Below are 15,503 nucleotides of genomic sequence, written 5' to 3'. Positions count from 1 at the left end.
TCGGAACAGACAAAAATATCGATTTTTTTCATAGTACAGTCAGATGCCCCTTCTCAAGCACAGCCCACATCATGCCGGTCCGACGTCGCGCGGCTGTATTCGCCCTCGAACGCGGCCAGGCTCTCCGCTTGCGCCCACAGGCTGGCAATATAGTGGAATTCATCCTCGAACGGCTGCTCGAAATCGGGTACATCCGTCGCATACTCGCAATTGCGGCTCAGCATGACCAGCCAGTCGGGATAGCGAAGCGCCGGGTACAGGCGGGTCAGGATGGCGTCGAGCGACGCCACGCTTTCCCTGCCCGCCAGATAAGCGGCGCGCAATTCGACGATGAATTTTCCCGCCAGAAACTGGTCACTGAGACGCTGCACACCCCGGTAGCGCTCGATGATGGCCTCGGCCAGGGGCAGCACCTCATCGCGGCCGCGGGCGCTGGCCAGCAGCACGACCTCGAGGTCGTCGCCTTCCTCATCCAGGCGCAAACGCTCCACGGCCCAGTCGACACAGCGGTCCGCCGGGCCAAAACCCATGCGCAATTGAAAAAAGGCGATTTCCAATTCTGTCAGTTGTTCCATGTTTTTCCATTCAATACCGGTGATTGCCATGCCGACACCGGGTGCGCTTCGCTTACATCCCGTATCGCGGTTTCACGCATTTGTTCACCGCCTGCCGCTGCCGCGCAAGGCTGACAGCCAGCGCGGCCACCGCTCCCGCACGCCGCCGTTGTCTGCCAAATCGCGCCAGCAGTCGTCATAGGGCCACAGCTCATCATGGGCCTTCGTGCTGCTGACCAGGCATCGCTGCGTCAGCAGCTCAATTCTTTCCGCCAGGGTCAGCACCGGAAACCGGCCGTCATCTGCCGTATCGGCCCCTTTCGTGGCCAGATCATACTTGCCATCCACATTGTAAAGTCGCGTATCGCCGACGACATAGTCGCGGCGGAATGACGTGCGCCATTGCGAATTGCTGCCCCATCCATGCGACAGGTCGTTGACAGGGCGTCCCTTGCGGCGGTCAGCCCAGTACAGCGTCGATGCGTCGGCGATGCCGGGCTTGAAAATTGTCTTGCCAGCGCAGACATCGACGCCGCCACGCGAAAACAGCATGTTGCCGAGCATCACGCACGGCCATCTCCACGCCAAGATCGCGGCGCGCGCATGTGCAGACCCAGCGGGCTGCAGCTCGACTATCTCGTGATAAAAAGGCGAAAATTGCGCCGGGCGCAGCACCGTCATGCCCAGCGCCTCGACGAAAGCCTCATACTGGGCGAGCGACAGCGGCGGTCCGGCCCAGCCTTCCCCATTGCCGCGCCCCTGCTGCAAGGGCAAGATCAGCAGCTGGCCTATGCGGCTGAACGCGTGCAATACCCACAATTCCTCTTTGCTTGCCGGCGGAACAGGATTTCCTTGCCTTTGCGCAAATGAACGCAGCCAGCCCAGTACCTGCGGATTGTCGCGCAACCAGGGAAGGAGCAGGTCGGCATACACGCCATCGCCTGCATAATCGAGCAAGGCATCGTGCAGCGCGCGGGCGCCATCCAGTAAGTCAAGCAGATGCCATTCTTCCTGGATCACGCTGCGCGATGATTGTTGATACGGCATATATCGCTCACTGCGCCTGCAGCATCTTTTGCAGCACCGCATCAAGCTCATAAAAATCCACAGGCTTGGTCAGGTGCAGATCGAAGCCCGCGTCGGACGCCATCTGGCGATCCTTGTCCTGGCCCCAGCCCGTGACGGCCACAAGGATGGCGTGCTGACCGCAGGGCTCGCTGCGCAGCAGCCGCGCCACGTCGTAGCCGTTCATTTCCGGCAAGCCGATGTCGAGCAGGATCACGCGCGGCATAAAAGTTTGCGCGGCCGCCATGCCGGCCGCGCCATCGTAGGCCGTGCGCACTTCATAACCGAGAATGTCGAGCGCCAGCGCCAGGCTTTCGGCCGCGTCGGCGCTGTCGTCGATGACCAGCACCTTGCCCTCGCGTGTGCCGGCCAGCAAGCGTCGATTGGGCTCGGGCGGCGCCTGCAGGGGCACGGCGGGCAGCGGCAGGCGCAGCTCGAACGTGCTGCCCTGCCCCACGCCGTCGCTGCGCGCACTGATGCTGCCGCCATGCAATTCGGCCAGCCCCCGCACGAGCGACAGGCCGATGCCCAGACCGCCCTGCGCGCGCGACAGGGCCGGCTCCAGCTGCGAAAACATGTCGAAGACGGTGTCCAGGTGTTCGGGCGCGATGCCGATGCCCGAATCGCGCACGGTAATGTGTACTTCGTTATCCGTGCAGGCCACTTCCAGCCCGATGACGCCGTTGGCGGGCGTGTACTTGACGGCATTGGTCAGCAGGTTGGCGATCATCTGCCCCAGGCGCGTGGCATCGGCGTCGAGCCAGATCGGCTGCGGCCATTGCTCCACGTGCACCTTGTGGCCCGACTGCGCCGCCAGCTCCGCCACGCTGTGCAGGGCCGCTTCCACCACGGGCGCCAGCTCCACGCTGGCGCGGCGCAATTCCAGGCGCCCCCGCGTGATGCGCGACACTTCCATCAGATCGTCGACCAGGTGCGTCATGTGCCCCACTTGCCGCCCCAGCACGTCGCGGGCCCAGCGCAGCTGCGGGTCGTCCAGCTGCGCCAGGCGCAGCACTTCCAGCACGTTGCGGATCGGCGCCAGCGGATTGCGCAACTCGTGCGCCAAGGTCGCCAGGAACTCGTCCTTGCGCCGGTCGGCGGCCGCCAACTGGTCGTTGAGCTCGCCTGCTTCCTTGCGCGCCAGCTGCAGCTGCTGCTCGTATTTGCGGCGGTCGCTGGCGACAAAGACGGCGATCTCGTCATAACGCACGCCCTCGTGCACGCGCCGCACGGCATTGAACAGCATGGGGATGGATTGCCCATGGCGCTGGCGCATGTCGAGCAGGATTTCCGACACGCTGCCCTGCACCTGCATCAGCGGCAGCCAGTGCGTCTGATGGAACACGCGCCCGCCGATGGTCAGCAAGTCCTGCAGTTTCTTTTTCCCGAGCAATTCCCCGGCGCCATAACCGAGCCAGCCGCAAAAGGTGGCGTTCGCCTGCACGATGGTCCCGTCGGCCGTGCACAGCAACAAGCCGCAGGCCGCGTGCTGGAACAAGGTACCGGTATCAGGCAAGGAAGGCATCGCGTCCCGCATTACAGGTGCAGGCCATCGAGAAAGTGGCGGATGGCGCGGTAGCTGGCATCGGGCACGCTCATGTGCGGGCAATGGCCTATATTCTCGACCACGTGCAGGCTGCTGTGCGGCAGCATGTCGCGCAAGTACACGCCCACGGGCGGCGGCGCGATGAAATCGTCGCTGCATTGCACGATCAGGGCCGGCGTGCGGTTGTGCGGCAAGATGGCGCGGTGATCGGACAAAAACGTGGCTTGCGCGAAATGCCGGGCGATGGCGGGATCGGTGCGGCAAAAGCTGCTTGCCAGGTCCTCGCCCAGCGCCGGCTGGCCGGGTGCGCCCATGATGGCCGGCGCCATGCCGGCGGACCAGCCCAGGTAATTGCTGTCCATGGCATCGAGCAAGTCGTCGATATCGGCACGGCTGAAGCCGCCCCGATAGCCGGCCGCCGCATCGTCGACATAGCACGGCGACGGCGCCAGCATGACTTGCGCGGCGAACAGCTCCGGCTCGGCGATGCTGGCCAGCAAGGCGCTCATGGCGCTGACGGAATGGCCCACGCAAATGACGGGGCCGCCGCCGACGGCATGGATGATCTGGCGCAAATCGGCGCCATGCGCGTCGAGCCGCGCATAGCGATCGAAATCATAGGCGCCCAGGTCCGAAGCGCCGCTGCCGACCAGGTCGAACAGCACCGTGCGGTAGCGGGGGCGAAACAGCGGCTCCAGGTAGCGCCACATGGTCTGGTCGCAGCCAAAACCGTGCATGAATACCATGGTGGCTGCCACGCCCGCCTGCGGCGCACCGCTGCGTTCGCTTACGCGGACATTGTTCCGATCTTCTATACGCATGCCGCTTCAGCCTTCAATATTTCCATGTGGAATGTAAATTAATTTATTGCTAGCATCTTAACATGCGCGATTTGACCTTGGGCAACACCATTGGCGCTGGACAAACGCCACGTCACGGCGGATAATGAGAACGATTCCCATTATCAAACTACCGGGCGTGTGCCTGGCGTTTTCCTGTGCGCCGTTCTGGCGCCTGCTGGCGGCAACAAGCCGGTTTCATGTTGAAGGTTTGTACCGCATGCGCGCTTTCTGGACTGTCATACACCGCTGGGCCGGTCTCACCATCGCCCTCTTCCTCATCGTTGCGGGACTCACGGGCGCCGTCACCTCGTGGGACCATGAACTCGATGAATGGCTCAATGCCGACATCATGGACACGCCAGGCCGCGGCCCCCTGCAGGCGCCGTTCGCGCTGGCGCACAAGGTGGCGGCCGCCGATCCGCGCGTGGAAGTCAATTACATGACCCTGGGCCTGGAAGAAGGCCATGCGGCCGCCTTCATGGTGCGCCCGCTGACCGATACGGCCACGGGTAAACCGTTCGTGCTCGGCTACAACACCGTTTACATCGACCCCGTCACGGCGCAGATCACGGGCACGCGCGATTCGACGGCCATTTCCCTGTCGCGCCGCAGCCTGATGCCGTTCTTGCGCCACCTGCATTACAGCCTGCACGTGCCCGCGTTCTGGGGCACGGACCGCTGGGGCTACTGGCTGATGGGGAGCGTGGCCCTCATCTGGCTGCTCGACAGCATGGTGGCGTTGTATCTGACCACGCCGCGCCGTTTGCGCCAGCGCGCCCCGGACGAGGCGCCGCGCCACCGCGACGCCGCCAGCTGGTGGCAACGCTGGAAACCGTCGTGGGTGGTGCGCTGGGCGGCCGGCGGCTACAAGCTCAATTTCGATCTGCACCGCGCGGGCGGCCTGTGGGTGTGGGCCGTCATCATCGTCGTCGCGTTCACGTCGTTCTCGCTGAACCTGTACCGCGAAGTGTTTTACCCCGTCATGTCGCTGGTCTCCACCACCACGCCGGGACCGTATGAAACGCAGACGCCGGCGCCGTACGGCAGTTACATCACGCCCGCCATCGGCTTCGAGCAGGCGGTGGACATTGCGAAAAAGCAAGCCGTGCAGCGCGGCATCACGGCGCCCATCGGCGGCATTTATTATGGCGGCAATTATTCGTTCTACAACGTCTCATTCTTCGACCCGGCCGATGAATTCGGCACGGCCGGCATGGGCTTGTCGAACCTGTACGTCGACGGCATGGACGGCAGCATCATCGGCCAGCACAAGCCATGGGAAGGCACGGCCGCCGACGTCTTCGTGCAACTGCAATTCCCCCTCCACTCGGGCCGCATCCTCGGCTTGCCGGGGCGTATTTTGATGTCCTGCATGGGGCTGATGGTCGCCATGCTGTCCGTGACGGGCATCGTCATCTGGGAAAGAAAGCGCCGCGCGCGCCGGCTGCAGGCGAAAAGCCGCTGACACTCACCTCAAGTAGCGCCCCATAGGGCGCAGGCGGAGTGACTCAGCCTGCGCCGCACGCATTGCCACCGGCACGATCATGTGCAACGCGCAAAGCCCCTCGCACCTCCGCACTTTGCACCACAGTCGCCGGCACATGCCGGCCGTCTGCGCTGCGCGCTAGCCGTGCGACAGCCATCGCAAACCTCAAATGCAGTTTACTTGCATTAGCATGGCGTACCGGCTATTATTGCAACTCTATTGCATCTATACCATCGCGCTGCTCCTGCATCCCGCGCCAGCCCCCATTCCGCCTTTTTAGAGAGTCCCATGCGCCATCACGTATTCGCAGCTGCCATGCTGTCCACTGCCCCGCTCGCTTATGCGGCGGACGACGTCACCCTGCAAACCATCAAGGTCCGGGCAGACAAGCCTTCAAACATCGACAGCGTCGTTCTGGTCGAGAATACGCAAGCCCAGAACAGGACGCTGGGCGGCATGCTCGAGCATGTCTCGGGCGTGCAAAGCAGCGCCTTCGGGCCGAATGCGGGCGCACCGGTGATCCGCAGCCTGAGCGGCAGCCGCGTGCAGATCCTCGAAGACGGCCAGTCCATCCTCGGCATGAATGCGCTCAGCGGCGACATCAACATCCCGTTCGATCCCCTGTTTGCGCGCAGCGTCACCGTCAACAAATCGTCCGATAGCGTGCGTTTCGGCGGCAATGCGATCGGCGGCAGCGTCGACGTCGATTCCGGCCTCGTTTCCCGCAAGATGGAGAGCACGCGGAAGGATGTGGAACTGGTGCTGCGCAAGGGCTTCAATGATGCGAACTCGCAAGGCTTACGCGCAAACTTCAACGACGGGCAGCGCTTTTCGACGAATCTGCAGCTGTCATTCCAGAACATCGGCCATTACGATATTCCCGGCAACAGCAAGGCCGGCGTGTGCAACAGCCAGCTATTCCCCGCGAAGGGCGGCGTGAATACGTTTCTGGCCGACAGTTGCCAGAAAGAAGCGCGGATACAGCAAGTCTATAACAAGGCGTCGCAGCCGTTTATCGACCAGTTCATGAAGGAAAATCCGGACTGGGCGGACGGCGATTTTTCCTTCTATACCAATCAGCCGACCTCCGTCTGGCAGCGCAAGACCTACGTCAATCCGGCCAACCCCGCTTACGTGCCGGGCACGCCGTCGATGACCCAGAACAAGATCAACAAGGACGTGACGCCCGATTACCACGGCACCCTGGGCAACAGCGACGCCAGTAACAGCCACTTTGGCGTCGGCAGCACTTACTTTTTCGATCGCGGCTACGTGGCCGTCAGCCTCGATTCCAAGGAAAGCGAATATGGCGTGCCGGGCTTTTCCATGGAAAACAAGTCGTTCGGAGCGAACTATGACGAGGGGCTGCCCGTCGGCGTGATCATCAAGCAGGATAAATATGCGCTGGAAGCGCATCTGCGCGACCCCGTCGCTTACATTGAAAGCGCACAACTGCGCGTGTCCCGCTTGAACAATGCGTCGGGAGAGCGCCTCGGTGCCGCCAAGGCGAATGACTACCGGTTTGACACGAATCAAGCCGAGCTCCTGCTGGCGCAGCGGCGCGCCGGTCCCTTGAGCGGCTTGCTTGGCCTCAGCTACAAGGCCAGGGATATCGCCGGCAGCGGGACGCAGCTGTACCTGCCCGACGCAAGCACGCTCAGCCGCGCCCTGTTCGTCAAGCAAAACCTGGAATTCGACTGGGCCACCTTCGATGCGGGCTTTCGCCATGAAAACGTGGCGCACGACATCCGCAAGAGCGGATTCAAGACGTCGAGGAATGCAAGCAACTCCACACTCGACGACAAGTCGTTCAGCCTGAACAGCTATAGCCTGGGCGCTTCAACCAGGCTTGGCCAGCTGTTCGGCGCAAAGCTGCGCTACTCGGCGTCGGAAAGAGCGCCCGACGTCAATGAGTTGTATGCGAGCAACCGCCACTATTCGATCATGACCCAGGAAGAAGGCAACCAGAACTTGAAGGCCGAGCGCGCGAGGAATACGGAACTGACCGGTTTGTTTGCCAATCGCGGCTTCCAGCTGTCCGCGACGGGCTACGTCATGAAATACGAGAACTATCTCTACCTTGGCCATTCGGGCGCCCAGATGGCCAATCGCCTGCCATTAAAATACTGGAAGCAGACCGATACGACGGTCAAGGGATTCGAGATCGATGCCTCACAGACCGTTCAACTCGGCGCCTACGGCAAGCTGAACCTCTCCGCATTTGCCGACCTGGTCAAGAACAAGGCGGACAATCCTGACAAGCTGCGCGCGCACAATGACGGCGCCTACCTGCCCAACATGCCCACCAGCCGCTACGGCGCCAATCTGCAGTGGGAAAACCGGGGCTGGAAGACGCGGTTGTCAGGCACCCGCTACGACAAGCAGAAGTACCTGGGCAAGAGCGTCAGCGAGGAAGTGCCGCTCGACGGCTACACCATGGTGAACTTCCAGGTAAGCCGCGCACTGCAGGTGCCGGATTCGCCGTTTGCCAGCGTCGAGGTGTTCATCAGCGGCAGCAACCTGCTCGATGTCGATGCCAGACCGCACAACTCCCCGCTGAAATACATCGCGCCCTTGCCGGGCCGTGGCTTCCAAGTTGGCCTGAGCGCCAAACTTTAAGGCGCGGCGCCGTTGCGCTCCCGCTGTACCAGCGCCAGCAGGCTGTCGCCCCGGTTGCCCTCGCAGCAGACGGCCACGCCATCCGTGAAGTCGGGCGCCGTCAGGCGCGTCAGCACGCTGCCCGGCGGCATTTCCAGTGCCAGCCGGGCGCCCCGTTCCCACGCCAGGCGCGCGGTAACGGCCCATTGCACGCGCTGCGCCATGTTGGCGGCCAGACTGTCGCGGATGCGCGCCGGGTCGAACAGCGCGCGCGCCGCACTGCTGCTCAGGTAGACGAGCGATGGGCGGCGGACAAACACGCCCTCGAAGGCGGCGGCCATTTCGGCGGCGGCGCCTTCCAGCAGCGGACAATGCGACGGCACGCTGACGGCCAGGCGCTTGGCCTTGCCGGCGCCGTGCGCGAGGGCCTGCGCCATCACGGCCTCCAAGGCAGGCTCGCTGCCGGCAATGGCGATCTGGCGCGGCGCATTCAGGTTGGCGATATACACGGGCGTGGCGGCGCCATGCACCCGGGCCAGCAAGGGTTCGAGTTGCGCCGGATCCAGGCCGATGATGGCCGCCATGCCGTAACCGGTGGGATACGCCTGCTCCATCAACTGTCCGCGCCGCGCCACCAGGCGCACGGCATCGCCGTAATCGAGCGCGCCGGCGACGACGGCGGCCGCATACTCGCCGATGGAAAAGCCGGCCACCATGTCGGGCAGCGCGCCGCGCGCGGCCAGGGAGCGCGCCATGGCCACGCCCGCGATCAGCAAGCACAGTTGCACGGCCCGCGTCGACGCCAGCGCGCAAGCCGTGTCCAGCGTCAAGGGATCGTGGCCCAGCACTTCAGCCGCCTCGGCCAGGGTATCGGCCACCGCCGCGTCGCCGGGCAGCGCGTGCAGCATGCCCGGAGACTGGGCGCCCTGGCCGGGAAAGGTAAACAGCACGCTCATGCCGGCTCCCATGGCGTGGCAGTCAGCACGGGGCCCTGGTCCGTTTTCAGCAGGACCCGGCCCCGCCCCGCCGCCCACTCGGCATACGCAAAGCCGCCATGGCCCGTGTCGATCTGCAGGTCCAGCCGGCATGCCGTGACAGTCTCCGCGATGGCGCGCAGGGCCTCGGCTTGCGCGGCGTCCGGCGGCGCGGCAAGGCGCAGCACAAGATCAAGGTCGCTGTCGGCCCGCAGCACGGGCAAGCCGCTGGCCAGGGCAAATCCCACGCCGCCCGTCGGCCCCCAGGCCCAGCCCGTGGCGTCGAGCAGGGGCGCGACCTGCCGCAATGCGTCCAGCGCGGCGCAGGAAAAATCAGGCAGCGGCATCCTCGCCACCGTTTCAGGCGTCACGCGGCGCACGACGGCGGCCGCTTCCACTTCGCACGCCTGCCGCTCGCTGCGCAGCAGGCCGCGCACGCCCACGGGAATGCGCCCGGGCGCGCAGTTGGCGCGCCGCACCACCAGAGGTGCGGCGGCCAGCCACGCGGCATCGGCCCAGGCAGGCATGGATGCGCCGTCCGGCAAGCCGGATACCCACAATAAATCATGCGCGCGCCAGGCTTCCATCAGGCCACCACCGCCTTGACGGCGAAGAACAGCAGCGAAGGCCCCAGCAAACAACCCAGGCCCGTATGAAACGTGGCCACCAGCGCGCCATACGGCACCAGTTTGCGGTCGGTGGCGGCCAGTCCCGCCGATACGCCGCTGACGGTGCCGGCCAGGCCGCCGAAGACCATCGCCGAACGGGGCGTCTTCAGGCGCAGGAAGCGCGCCGCGACGGGCGTGCCCACCATCACGAGGATGGCCTTGATGAGGCCGGCCGCGATGCTCAGGGCCATGACGTCCGAGCTGGCGCCGATGGCCGCGCCCGTGACGGGGCCGACGATGTACGTGACGGCGCCGGCGCCGATGGTGGTCATGCTGACGGCGTCCGAATAGCCAAACGCGTAAGCCACGCCGGCGCCGACGAGAAACGGCAGCACCACGCCCAGCACCAGGGCCACGAGGCCGATCAGGCCCGCCTTGCGCGCCTCGGTCGCCTGCACCTCGAAGGCGGTGGCGACGATGGCGAAGTCGCGCAGCATGGCGCCGCCCATCAGGCCGATGCCGCCGAACAGCGACAGATCGGCCAGGCCCTTGTGGCCGCCGCTATGCACGCCGCCCCAGTAAGCGAGCCCCAGGCCGATCACGATCGCAATGGCCGAGCCATGCACGCGGCCGAAGGTCAGGTATTTCGACAGCGCCATCGATACCAGCATGATCAGGCCGACAAAGGCGAAGGCCGTCACCAGGCCATTGTGGATGGCCGCTTTTTCAAAGAGTTCAAGCATGACGGTGCTCCTTGACCAACATCGACTCCGCTTCGGCGGCGGCCGGGTTTTCCATGCGCGCGGTTTCCATCCGGTTCATCAGCGAGATCACGGCGCCGCAAACGAGCACGGAACCGATGGCGGCGAGGACGGCCACTGGGCCGCCGCGCAGGGCCGCCACCACATCCTGCTGGGCCGCCATCGCCACCACCACGGGAATATACATGGCGCCCCAGTATTCGACGCCCCGCTCCGTCATCTGCGGCAGCCAGGATCGGCGCTGCATGTAGAGCCGGGCGCAGATCAGCAGCAGCATGGCGATGCCCACGCCGCCCACGTTGGTCTTGACGCCCATCAGCTGCCCGAGCAGGTCGCCCAGGAAGATGCCGAGCAAATGGCACAGGGCCAGCAGTGCGGTTCCGTAAATGATCATGATTGTCTCCGTTATTGGAATAGGAATGACTTGGTGTCTTCTCTGTTATTTCACTTACCACTGCTGCCGTAGCACCTCCCTGACTTTTGCCGACGCCTGGCGATGCGGCGCGCCCAGGCGGCTGGAAAGGTCCCTTTCCGGATCGGCGCGGATGTCGGCCAGCGCCGCCTGCAGGCAGGCGTCGACGGCAGCCGTGTCCTGCGCCGAAGGATGGTCGGGCTGCGCCACCTGCAAGGTTTGCCACAGCAGGCCCAGGGTCGCGTAATTCTTGACGTCATAAGCCATCGGTGGAATCGTCGCGGCCAGCGCTTCGAGCGCTGCCACCGTGCGCAAGGTGATGCGCGCGGCCGAGGCCTTGCCCATCGCATGCACCATCACTTGCGGATCGTCGAGCGCGATCAGGCGGTTGGCCTGGTAGCCGTGCGCCAGGAACGCGCCCGACATGGCCTTGCCGACGATCAGGCCGATGACGGGATGGCCGGCCAGGCGCGCCTCGGCGTAAGCCCCCGCCGCGCCGGCCAGCGCCTGGTGGATGCCGTACGCCTCTTCGCGCCGGCCATACGCCTGGCTGGCCACGTCGATGACGGCAACAAACGGCCGCTTGACGGCCAGGTCGCGGTCTTCAACAACCACCTGCTGCACGGCGCGCGCCAGCTGCCACGCCTCGACCAGGCCGATTTCACCCGTGCGGGCGCGCGTAAAACGGTTGTCCGGGTCGGGCAGCACGGCCAGATAGCTCGCCGGTGCGCCGGCCAGCGGCGCATCGACCACGCGCACGGACGGTGGATAATCAGGCAGGGGCGCAGCGTTGTGCGTCAGGGCCGCCAGCCAGACGGCGCCGCGGCTCGTGTCGGTGATGGCGTTCATGCTGCGGCTCCTTTGCTGTAGATCAAACGCACGGCTTCCGGCGTGGCTTGCACGGCCGCGTCGACATCGGCCAGGCGCGCCAGGTAGCTTTCCGCCTGGTCGCTGCGGTGCCGGGCCGGCACGCCGCGCGCGAACAGCTCGGCCACCATGGCGCGCATCTGCGCCGTATCGTCTTCCACATAGGCGTCGGCCAGGCCGCTCTTAAAACGCTGTTCGCCGCCCGTCAGGCTCCATATAAATGGCTTGCTGCGCGAGTCGAATTCGTCCACGCCCGCCTCCTGCTCGATCACGGCGGGGCCATTGAGACCCAGTCGCGCTTCACGCGTCACTACTAAATAGCTGCACAAGCCCGCCGCGATCGACATGCCGCCGTAGCAGCCCACCGTGCCGGCCGTGATGCCGATGACGGGCTGGTAGCGGCGCAGGTCGACGATGGCGGCATGGATGTCGGCAATCGCCGCCAGGCCCAGGTTGGCTTCCTGCAGGCGCACGCCGCCCGTCTCGAACAGGATCACGGCGCGCGTCGGTACGCCCTGGCGGTTGTCGCGCGCCGCCAGTTCCAGCGCGCCGGCAATCTTCGCGCCGCCCACCTCGCCCATGCTGCCGCCCTGGTAGGCGCCTTCGATGGCCAGCACCACGGCCGGCTGGCCGTCGAACAGGCCCTTGGCCACCACCACGCCGTCGTCCGCCTGGGCCGTGACGCCCTGCCGCGGCAGCCACGGCGAAGCGATGCCGCAGAACGGGTCGAGCAGTTCGCGCATGCTGCCCGCATCCAGCAAGGCGTGTGCCCGGCTGCGCCCCCCCCGTTCGATGAAGCTGTCGCGCTCCAGCAATTCCTTCAATGTGCTCATGCCGCCCTCCCCGCTTGCAACTCTTCGTAGGCTTGCTCGATGCGCATGCGCACGACGCCCGGCGTGGCGCCGCAGTCGTTGATGACGATGGTCGACGCCGGCAGCGGCTCGCCGCCGAACACGCGCAGCAAGAGCGCATCCCAGACGGCGCCCTTGCCGTCGACGGACGTGTTGACGACGATGCGGGTCACGCCATCGTCGGCGGGCTGCAGCAGCACTTCCAGGTCGCCCGAACCGACGACGCCGGCCAGCGCGCGCCCCGACGCCGGCTGCCCGGCGGGGAATGTATAGTCACGCGTCTCCATGCGCTTCTCCTTCTTGTAATCTGTCCAGGAACAGGGTCGCCGCCAGCAGATCGGCCGCGCCGCCCGGCGACACGCCGCGCGCCAGCGCCGCCGCTTCCAGCGCCAGCAGCGCCTGCGTTCCGGCATTGGTAGCCGCGCCGCCGGCCGCCAGCACCCGCGCCGCTCCCGCCTGCAGGTCCAGCAAGGCCGCCTCGCCCCCGCGCGACAGCACGCAGGTGTCGTCCAGCTGGCTGATAATCGCCAGCAAGGCATTCAGGCGCGCTGTCGTCTCGTTGTCGCCGCGCGCCCGCGAGGCGCGCAGCTGCGCCAGTCCGGCACCCGTCACGAGGGGAAAGCCGGCGCGGGCCTGGCCCCGCGCCCCGTCCACCTGGTACTGGCGGCATGCCAGCTCGCCCTTGTTGCCGGTGACGACAGGCGCGCCACGATCGTGCAACCGGGCCAGCGCGCCGGCCCGCGCCGCCACGGCGTGCGGCGCCAGCGACGCGCCGCGCGCGCCCTGCTGCGCCGCCGCCGTCGACAGCAGGCCCAGCGCCCAGATGGCGCCCCGGTGCGTGTTCACGCCGCCCGTGGCCGCCAGCATCAGCGCTTCGCCTTCGCGGCCGAGGGCGCCGATGCGCTGGCGCAGGCCATCGTCATCGTCGCTTTCCCAAGCCGCTTGGGCCATGGCGGAAAACACGGGTTCCAGCACGCAGGCCGAATGGCACATCAGGGCCCAGTTCAAGTCCGCGTGGGCGCCCCGGCTGCGCAAATCGACCAGGCCCGGTTTCGGCGTCAGGGTCACTTCGTCGAGCAGCGCCTGCAGCACCTGCCGCCCCAGCGCGGCGGCGCGTTCCCGCACCGGCGTCATTGTCATCGTCGTCATCATTGCGGTCATTACCAGCTCCTGAATTTGGCGGGGGGTTGATACAGGCCGTCCGACCACTCGACCAGGTCGGCGATGCTTTTCGCGGCCAGCAGCGAGCGGTTCGCCGCGCCGCGCTGCACGCCGATATCCTCGGGCAGCGCGATCAGGCCGTCGGCGCGCAATTTCGCCGTGGTCTTCGGGTCGTGGCGCAGGCCGATGGGCGTCACGCCGGCGACCGCCGCCAGCATGGCCTTGCGTTCATCGAGCGAACGGGCCTTGTACAGGTAGGCGATACCCTCTTCCGTCAGCACGTGGGTGACGTCGTCGCCATAGATCATCACGGGCGCCAGCGGCATGCCGCTGGCCTGGCCCACGGCCACGGCGTCGAGCGATTCGACGATGGTCGGCTGGCCGCCGTCCTGGAACGTTTCGACCATCTGCACCACCAGCTTCTTGCCGCGCGCCAGCGGGTCGTCCGTCTCGATCAGGTCCAGCCAGGCCGGCGTCGGATGACGCCTGCCGTGCGGGTCGTGGCCCATATTGGGCGCACCGCCGAAGCCGGCCAGGCGGCCGTTGGTGACGGTCGAGGAATTGCCCAGGCCATCCATCTGCAGGGTGGCACCGATGAACAGGTCGACCGCGTACTGGCCCGCCAGCTGGCACAGGGCGCGATTCGAGCGCATCGAGCCGTCGCGGCCCGTGAAAAACACGTCGGGCCGCGCGGCCGCATAGCCTTCCATGCCCAGTTCCGCGCCGAAGCAGTGCACGCTCTCGACCCAGCCCGTTTCGATGGCGGGGATCAGGGTAGGATGCGGGTTGAGCACCCAGTTGCGGCAAATCTTGCCCTTCAAGCCCAGCTGCTCGCCATACGTGGGCAAAATCAGCTCGATGGCGGCCGTATTGAAGCCGATGCCGTGATTGAGCGACTGCACCTGGTGTTTTTCATACACGCCGCGGATCGCCATCATGGCCATCAGCACGTGCACGGGCTTGATCACGCGCGGATCGCGGGTGAACAGCGGCTCGATGAAGAACGGCTTGTCGGACTGCACGACGAAATCGATCCACGAGCCGGGCACGTCAACCCGGGGCAAGTCGCTAACGTCGTCCACGATCTGGTTCACCTGGGCGATGACGATGCCGTCGCGGAAGGCGGCCGATTCGACCAGGGTGGGCGTGTCCTCCGTGCTGGGGCCCGTGTACAGATTGCCCTGGCGGTCGGCCATGTAGCCGGCCACCATGACAACGTTGGGCGTGAGGTCGACGAACAGGCGCGCATACAGCTCGATATACGTATGGATGGCGCCCACTTCCAGCAAACCGTCCTGCAGGAACTGGGCGATGCGCAGGCTTTGCGTGCCGGCGAAGGAAAAGTCCAGCTTGCGGGCGATACCGCGTTCGAACAGGTCCAAGTGCTCGGGCAGGCTGACGCTGGGCATGATCAGGTGCAGATGGTGGATCCTGTCGGGGTTGACCTGTGTCAACATCCGGGCGAGGAAATCGGCCTGCTTCTGGTTATTGCCTTCGAGGACGACGCGGTCGCCCGGCGCAAGCAGCGCTTCGAGCACGGCGACCATGTCGCCCTGTTGCAGCACGGGGCCGTTCGCGTATTGGCGCACGGCTTCCAGGCGGCGGCGCTTCTCGGTGCGCCGCGTGTCCCATTGTTTTTGCCGCTGCGCTGGCGCTGCTGTGGCGGTTGACATCATGCCTCCGGAATGAGCTATCGAATCCAGACGATAGAACGAAAGCGCCAGCGCGACAATCAATCTGCTAGCATGTTCATTACTCTGAAGTTAATGAACTGCCGT

General features: G+C 65.6%; 15 protein-coding genes. 2 read left to right on the top strand and 13 right to left on the bottom strand.

Annotated elements, in window-relative coordinates; translation table 11 throughout:
• Positions 1-53: 53 nt before the first annotated feature.
• From JAB4_RS15090 to JAB4_RS15075, 4 genes are all read right to left on the bottom strand, one after another.
• On the bottom strand, positions 54-575 hold the full coding sequence (locus JAB4_RS15090; protein ID WP_070218637.1) for a hypothetical protein: 522 nt from the start codon (positions 573-575) through the stop codon (positions 54-56).
• A gap of 84 nt (positions 576-659) precedes the next feature.
• Positions 660-1,601 (bottom strand): hypothetical protein, encoded by a 942-nt coding sequence (locus JAB4_RS15085; RefSeq protein WP_070218636.1) that lies wholly within the window; start codon positions 1,599-1,601, stop codon positions 660-662.
• A gap of 7 nt (positions 1,602-1,608) precedes the next feature.
• The gene (locus JAB4_RS15080; RefSeq protein ID WP_070218851.1) at positions 1,609-3,144 is read right to left on the bottom strand and encodes an ATP-binding protein; all 1,536 of its coding nucleotides are present in this window, start codon (positions 3,142-3,144) and stop codon (positions 1,609-1,611) included.
• Between the two features lie 11 nt (positions 3,145-3,155).
• Positions 3,156-3,986, bottom strand: coding sequence for an alpha/beta hydrolase (locus JAB4_RS15075; RefSeq protein WP_070218635.1), 831 nt, complete (start codon positions 3,984-3,986; stop codon positions 3,156-3,158).
• A 238-nt stretch (positions 3,987-4,224) separates the two neighbouring features.
• Between JAB4_RS15075 and JAB4_RS15070 the strand changes: the two genes are divergently transcribed.
• The gene (locus JAB4_RS15070; protein WP_070218850.1) at positions 4,225-5,472 is read left to right on the top strand and encodes a PepSY-associated TM helix domain-containing protein; all 1,248 of its coding nucleotides are present in this window, start codon (positions 4,225-4,227) and stop codon (positions 5,470-5,472) included.
• A 336-nt stretch (positions 5,473-5,808) separates the two neighbouring features.
• Positions 5,809-8,112, top strand: a complete 2,304-nt coding sequence (locus JAB4_RS15065; RefSeq protein WP_227741963.1) for a TonB-dependent receptor — start codon at positions 5,809-5,811, stop codon at positions 8,110-8,112.
• Here the strand turns inward: JAB4_RS15065 and mdcH are convergent.
• From mdcH to mdcA, 9 genes are read right to left on the bottom strand one after another with little or no spacing between them, the layout of a single operon-like run.
• Complete coding sequence (gene mdcH / locus JAB4_RS15060; protein WP_070218849.1) at positions 8,109-9,047, bottom strand: malonate decarboxylase subunit epsilon; 939 nt, start codon at positions 9,045-9,047, stop codon at positions 8,109-8,111. The genes JAB4_RS15065 and mdcH overlap by 4 nt on opposite strands.
• The gene (locus tag JAB4_RS15055; protein WP_070300528.1) at positions 9,044-9,652 is read right to left on the bottom strand and encodes a malonate decarboxylase holo-ACP synthase; all 609 of its coding nucleotides are present in this window, start codon (positions 9,650-9,652) and stop codon (positions 9,044-9,046) included. The genes mdcH and JAB4_RS15055 overlap by 4 nt, the downstream gene beginning before the upstream one ends.
• Entirely contained in the window at positions 9,652-10,416 is a 765-nt protein-coding gene (madM, locus tag JAB4_RS15050; protein ID WP_070218632.1) for a malonate transporter subunit MadM, read from the bottom strand. The genes JAB4_RS15055 and madM overlap by 1 nt, the downstream gene beginning before the upstream one ends.
• Positions 10,409-10,828: a malonate transporter subunit MadL gene (gene madL, locus JAB4_RS15045; protein WP_070218631.1), complete on the bottom strand. Its 420-nt coding sequence runs from the start codon at positions 10,826-10,828 to the stop codon at positions 10,409-10,411. Before madL ends, madM begins: the two co-directional genes overlap by 8 nt.
• Positions 10,829-10,882: 54 nt before the next feature.
• A complete protein-coding gene (gene mdcE, locus JAB4_RS15040; protein ID WP_070218630.1) occupies positions 10,883-11,695 on the bottom strand; it encodes a biotin-independent malonate decarboxylase subunit gamma in 813 nt (270 codons plus the stop codon).
• Entirely contained in the window at positions 11,692-12,546 is an 855-nt protein-coding gene (locus JAB4_RS15035; RefSeq protein ID WP_070218629.1) for a biotin-independent malonate decarboxylase subunit beta, read from the bottom strand. The genes mdcE and JAB4_RS15035 overlap by 4 nt, the downstream gene beginning before the upstream one ends.
• Positions 12,543-12,851: a malonate decarboxylase subunit delta gene (locus JAB4_RS15030; RefSeq protein ID WP_070218628.1), complete on the bottom strand. Its 309-nt coding sequence runs from the start codon at positions 12,849-12,851 to the stop codon at positions 12,543-12,545. The genes JAB4_RS15035 and JAB4_RS15030 overlap by 4 nt, the downstream gene beginning before the upstream one ends.
• Positions 12,838-13,704: a triphosphoribosyl-dephospho-CoA synthase gene (locus tag JAB4_RS15025; protein WP_227742176.1), complete on the bottom strand. Its 867-nt coding sequence runs from the start codon at positions 13,702-13,704 to the stop codon at positions 12,838-12,840. The genes JAB4_RS15030 and JAB4_RS15025 overlap by 14 nt, the downstream gene beginning before the upstream one ends.
• A gap of 20 nt (positions 13,705-13,724) precedes the next feature.
• Positions 13,725-15,401, bottom strand: coding sequence for a malonate decarboxylase subunit alpha (mdcA, locus tag JAB4_RS15020; protein ID WP_227741962.1), 1,677 nt, complete (start codon positions 15,399-15,401; stop codon positions 13,725-13,727).
• Between the last annotated feature and the right edge of the window lie 102 nt (positions 15,402-15,503).

It is taken from the genome of Janthinobacterium sp. HH102 (genome assembly GCF_001758625.2).
In the GTDB taxonomy this organism is placed as follows: Bacteria; Pseudomonadota; Gammaproteobacteria; order Burkholderiales; family Burkholderiaceae_D; genus Janthinobacterium.
The sequence above is the reverse complement of the archived record's forward strand: the minus strand, read 5'-3'. Positions and strand labels throughout refer to the sequence as shown.